At 64.4% G+C, this 5,401-nt stretch carries 6 protein-coding genes and 1 tRNA gene; 6 read left to right on the forward strand and 1 reads right to left on the reverse strand.

Annotation, left to right across the window (positions count from 1 at the left end):
- The 3 genes from ACKODO_RS13415 to ACKODO_RS13425 form a co-directional block, all read left to right on the forward strand.
- On the forward strand, window positions 1-2,007 hold a 2,007-nt coding region (locus tag ACKODO_RS13415; protein WP_408983941.1), incomplete at its 5' end, for an acetyl-CoA carboxylase biotin carboxylase subunit.
- Window positions 2,008-2,074: 67 nt separating this feature from the next.
- On the forward strand, window positions 2,075-2,431 hold the full coding sequence (locus tag ACKODO_RS13420) for an antibiotic biosynthesis monooxygenase family protein (RefSeq protein ID WP_408983942.1): 357 nt from the start codon (window positions 2,075-2,077) through the stop codon (window positions 2,429-2,431).
- Between the two features lie 8 nt (window positions 2,432-2,439).
- Window positions 2,440-2,931: a gamma-glutamylcyclotransferase family protein gene (locus ACKODO_RS13425; protein ID WP_408983943.1), complete on the forward strand. Its 492-nt coding sequence runs from the start codon at window positions 2,440-2,442 to the stop codon at window positions 2,929-2,931.
- A gap of 6 nt (window positions 2,932-2,937) precedes the next feature.
- Here the strand turns inward: ACKODO_RS13425 and lipB are convergent, their stop codons facing one another.
- A complete protein-coding gene (gene lipB, locus ACKODO_RS13430; RefSeq protein ID WP_408983944.1) occupies window positions 2,938-3,624 on the reverse strand; it encodes a lipoyl(octanoyl) transferase LipB in 687 nt (228 codons plus the stop codon).
- 74 nt (window positions 3,625-3,698) lie between these two features.
- Between lipB and ACKODO_RS13435 the strand changes: the two genes are divergently transcribed.
- The 3 genes from ACKODO_RS13435 to ACKODO_RS13445 all read left to right on the forward strand — a co-directional run.
- Window positions 3,699-3,983, forward strand: coding sequence for a FliM/FliN family flagellar motor switch protein (locus tag ACKODO_RS13435; protein WP_408983945.1), 285 nt, complete (start codon window positions 3,699-3,701; stop codon window positions 3,981-3,983).
- 106 nt (window positions 3,984-4,089) lie between these two features.
- Window positions 4,090-4,174: transfer RNA gene (locus ACKODO_RS13440), tRNA-Leu, on the forward strand.
- A gap of 205 nt (window positions 4,175-4,379) precedes the next feature.
- Window positions 4,380-5,401, forward strand: a 1,022-nt coding sequence (locus tag ACKODO_RS13445) for a magnesium transporter (protein WP_408983946.1), incomplete at its 3' end; no start/stop codon positions are given.

Genomic DNA, 5,401 nt, shown 5'->3' on the forward strand with positions numbered 1-5,401 from the left:
ATCCTGATCGCCAATCGCGGTGAAATTGCCTGCCGCATCATCAAGACTGCCCGCAGGATGGGGATTCGCACGGTCGCGGTCTATTCCGAGGCCGATATGGACGCGATGCATGTGCGGATGGCCGACGAGGCCGTGGCCATCGGCCCGGCTCCCGCCGCCGAGAGTTATCTCGTCATCGAGAAGATCATCGCGGCCTGCCGGCAGACGGGCGCGGAAGCGGTCCATCCCGGCTATGGCTTCCTCTCCGAGCGCGAGGCCTTTGCGCTGGCGCTGAGGCATGCCGGCATCACCTTCATCGGCCCCAACAGCCACGCGATTGCGGCCATGGGCGACAAGATCGAATCGAAGAAGGCCGCGGCTGCCGCGGGCGTTTCCACGGTTCCCGGCTATCTCGGCACGATCGAGAGCGCCGAGGATGCGATGACAATCGCCGGGGAGATCGGTTACCCCGTGATGCTCAAGGCCTCCGCCGGCGGTGGCGGCAAGGGCATGCGCATCGCCTGGAATGCGGATGAGGTGAAGGAAGGCTTCGAGCGGTCGCGTTCGGAAGCCAAATCCTCCTTCGGCGACGACCGCATGTTCGTCGAGAAATTCATCGTCAATCCGCGCCATATCGAGATCCAGGTGCTGGGCGACAAGCACGGCAATGTCATCCATCTGGGCGAGCGCGAATGTTCCGTTCAGCGCCGCAACCAGAAGGTCGTGGAAGAGGCGCCATCGCCGCTGCTCGACCCCGGGACGCGCGCGAAGATGGGCGCACAGGCTGTCGCCCTCGCCAAGGCCGTGGGTTACGATTCGGCCGGCACGGTGGAATTCGTGGCGGGGCAGGACAAGAGCTTCTACTTCCTCGAAATGAACACCCGCCTGCAGGTGGAGCACCCGGTGACGGAACTCGTCACCGGAATCGACCTCGTGGAGCAGATGATCCGGGTCGCGGCGGGGGAGAAGCTCGCCTTCAGGCAGGATGACATTCGCCTCGAGGGCTGGGCGGTGGAAAGCCGCATCTATGCCGAAGACCCCACGCGCAACTTCCTGCCCTCCATCGGCCGCCTCACGCTCTACCGCCCGCCGGCGGAGGGCAAGGCCGGCGGCATCACGCTCCGCAACGATACGGGCGTGGAAGAGGGCGGCCAGATCTCGATGTTCTACGATCCGATGATCGCCAAGCTCGTGACGCATGCGCCGACGCGGGCCGAGGCGATCGAGGCGCAGGCCCGCGCGCTCGATGCCTTCGCGATCGACGGCATCCGCCACAACATCCCGTTCCTTGGCACCCTGATGGCGCATCCGCGCTGGAAATCCGGCGCGCTCTCCACCGGCTTCATCGCCGAGGAATTCCCCGGCGGTTTCGAGGTGCCGATGCCCGAGGGCGAGACCGCACGAGCGATTGCGGCGGTGGCCGCCGTGATCGATCATCGCCTCAATGCCCGCAAACGGCAGATCTCGGGCCAGATGGCCACGACGCGGCCGGTTCGCTTTGCGGAAACGCGCCTCTTGCAACTCGGCATGGGCGAGGCGCGCCAGAGCTTCGAACTCACGGTCGAAGAAGGCCTTGGCGAAACGCATGTGCGCTTCGCGGATGGCGCGAGCGACCTTGTGGTGACCCATTGGAAGCCGGGCGATCCTGTGTGGCAGGGCGCGATTTCGGGCGTCGAGCGCGCGATGCGCGTAGAGGCCATTCCGAATGGCGTGCGCCTTGCCATGGCGGGCGCGGCAGCGGATGCGCGGGTCTACACGAAGCGCGAGGCTGAACTCGCGGCCCTCATGCCCGAAAAGCGGGGTGCGGATAACTCCCGTATGCTCCTGTGCCCCATGCCCGGCCTCGTGAAATCCATCGCGGTTTCCGAAGGCCAGGAGGTGAAGGCCGGCGAGACGCTCGCGGTGGTGGAAGCCATGAAGATGGAGAATGTGCTGCGCGCCGAGCGTGATGTGACGATCTCCAAACTGCGCGCGAAAGCGGGCGAAAGCCTCGCGGTCGATGCGGTCATCATGGAATTTGCGGGCTAGATCAGAAAACGGAATTGGCCGTCTTTCAGGCCCTGTGGTGCTCTCCGCACCGCAGGAGAGAATCGCCATGTCCAATGTTGCCGCCGAAAGCTTCGCGACCACGCCGAAGCCGCCCTATTACATCGTCGCCTTTTCCTCGATCCGGGCTAATGGCGACCATGGCTATTCCGCCATGGCCGATGCCATGGAGGCGCTGGCGAAAACGCAAGCCGGCTATCTCGGCATCGAGCATGCGCGGCGCGAGGATGGCTTCGGCATCACCAACAGCTTCTGGGCGGATGAGGCTGCACTTCTGAATTGGAAGGCGCAGGTGCAGCATCTCTACGCGCAAAAGATGGGCATCGAGCGCTGGTACTTGCATTACGAACTGCGCATCGCAAAAGTGGAGCGGGCCTATTCCGGCCCCGAGGGACGCTCGGTCTAGAGGATTCCATGCCGCTCTACTTTGCCTATGGCGCCAACATGGACGTGGCTGCGATGGCGCGTCGTGCGCCCGGCGGCAAGCCGCTAGGCCTCGCGCGCCTCGTGCGGCATCGTTTCGTCATCACCGAGCACGGCTATGCAAGCGTGGTGCGCGATCCGCACCAGGTGGTGCATGGCCTGCTCTGGGACATGCCGGTCGCGGATATCAAGGCGCTCGACCGCTTCGAGGAAGTCGATCGCGGCCTCTATGTGAAGATTGACCAGCCGGTGATCACCGCCAATGGCCCGCGCCGGGCGCTCGTTTATGTCGGAACGGGCAAGGCGGGTGGCAAGCCGCGCGCGGGGTATCTGGAGGATTTGCTGCGCGCTGGTGCGGAAATCGGCCTGCCGCCGGCCTATCTCGCAGGCATGGCGCAGCTCGGGCAGGGGGCTCCTGCCGCGCCGGCACGCAAGAGCCCCGGCGGACCGCGCGCTTCCGAAACCTGGCAATGGGGCGACTGAGTTTGGTTAGCCGAAAACCTTCGTGAAGGCCGCCTTTAACGCAAGGTCCGCTTCGTGCATGCCGACAGGGAGACCGAGATCGACAAGGCTCGTGACGCCGTATCGCTGCTCCTTGATCCCGCAGGGCACGATGCCGCTGAAATGGCTGAGATCCGGCTCCACATTCAGCGAAATGCCGTGAAAGGACACCCATTTCCGAAGGCGGATGCCGATCGCCGCGATCTTGTCCTCGCAGCCCTCGCCCTTGTCCGGCCGCTTCACCCAGACGCCGACGCGCCCGGGATCGGTGAAGCCCCGGAGGTTGAAAGCGGCGAGCGCCTCCATCACCCAGGCCTCCAGCGCCTCGACGAAGGCGCGGATATCCGGCTTTCGGGCCTTGAGGTCGAGCATCACATAGGCCACGCGCTGTCCCGGGCCGTGATAGGTATATTGCCCGCCGCGCCCCGTTTCGACGACCGGGAATTGCGGGCTGACGAGATCGGCGGGGTTCGCCGAGGTTCCGGCGGTGTAGAGCGGCGGATGCTCCAGCAGCAGCACGCATTCCCGCGCCTCGCTTGCAGCGATGGCGGCCACGCGTGCTTCCATGAAAGCCAGCGATTTTTCGTAGGGCGTGAGTCCCTCCCAGATCAGCCACTCGATGGCAGCGTCATCGGTGCGGCCGAAGGAGGGCGCTGTTAACGGGCTGTTGACCATGTTGATGCGAGATAGTGGGCAGAAATTGCCGATGTCAATCGCGGCAAGCCAACCCCCTCGGGAGTGCCTTCGAGATGCAGACCGTTGAAAATGTCGAGCTCGATATCGCCGTGGTGATCGGCCGTTCGGTGATGCCGATCCATCACCTGCTGCGCATGGGCCGCGGCGCGGTGATCGAGCTCAACGCCAACGAGAATGACGAGGTCGAGATTCTCGCCAACAACTTCCCCGTCGCGCGTGGGCAGGTGGTGGTGCAGGGCAAGCGCATCCAGGTCGAAGTCACCTCGCTTCTTCGCAAGCCGGAGACCATTTCGAAACGCTTCCGGGGCGACGAGCGGCGCAGTGACGACGCTTTCTGAAACAAAGCGCCAAAATAAGCTCCCTGGGCCGCTTGCGTCACGGGGAGCGCTTTGTTAGAGAGCGCGCCTTGGCTGATCGGCGCCTCGCGCGTCGTATCTTCCCAGAGCGGTCGTGGCGGAATTGGTAGACGCGCTAGCTTGAGGTGCTAGTGGGTAACACCGTGGAGGTTCGAGTCCTCTCGACCGCACCATTCCGGTGCAAGCCTTTGGAATGACGGTAATGCCGCGCCCCGTGCGCGGTTTTGTCGTTTCCGGCCTCGCGCCATGGTGCCGCCGCCGATTTTCACGCCCTGCGGTTGCCTCGCTTTCTGGCCCGGCGTAAACCTAACCCCGTGAGGCATTGGCGGATTATCCTGCACCTTCTTCCTTTCCATTTCGTGCCCGGAGGAGGCTTCGATGACCGATTCCATCGTCGCGCCTGCCGCCGGTCTGCCGCCCTGGGGCGAAGATGTGCGCGATGAGGACGGCAACCTTCATCCTGAGTTGATCGAAGCCGTTCGCGAGGCCCTGGCCGCCAGCGATTCCGTGCGCCTCGTCGCGCTCGCCGGTGATCTTCACGAGGCCGATCTCGGTGACCTGATCGAGGCGCTCGACCCCGATGAACGCCCGCGCCTGGTCGCGCTGATGGGCGAGGATTTCGACTTCGCGGCGCTCACGGAAATCGAGGATACGGTCCGCGAGGACCTGCTCGAGGAAATGCCCAACGCGCAGATCGCGGAGGGCGTGCGCGAACTCGATTCGGACGATGCGGTCTACATCCTGGAAGACCTCGCCGAGGAGGACCAGGAGGAGGTTCTCGCGGCCCTTCCGATCCCGGACCGCGCCACTCTCGAGCGCAGCCTCGATTACCCGGAAGAATCGGCCGGGCGCCGAATGCAGTCGGACGTGATCGCCATTCCCCCGTTCTGGACCGTGGGGCAGGCGATCGACTTCCTGCGCGAGAGCGAGGAATTGCCGGAAGAATTCTACGAACTCTACGTGGTTGATGCCGGGCTTCGTGTTCTCGGCCGCGTGCCGCTGAACCGCATGCTGCGCGCGAAAAGGCCGGTGAAGATCGAGAAGATCATGCTCGAAGCCGAGCATCGCGTCGCCGCAACCGACGACCAGCACGAGGTGGCCGAACTCTTCAAGCGCTACAATCTCGTGGCGATCCCGGTCGAGGATGCCGAGGGCAAGCTCGTCGGCGTCCTGACCTTCGACGACATTGTCGACGTGATCGACGAGGAAGCCGATGCCGAGATCCGCGCGCTCGGCGGCGTGCGCGCCGATGAAGAACTCGGCGACAGCACGCTGGAAACCGCGCGCCGGCGCTTCTCGTGGCTCTTCGTCAACCTCATCACGGCGATTCTCGCCTCCGCCGTCATCGGGTTTTTCGAAGGGGCTTTGCAAAAGATGGTGGCGCTCGCGGTGCTGATGCC

The sequence above is a fragment of the Rhabdaerophilum sp. genome (assembly GCF_046092605.1).
Lineage (GTDB): Bacteria > Pseudomonadota > Alphaproteobacteria > Rhizobiales > Beijerinckiaceae > Rhabdaerophilum.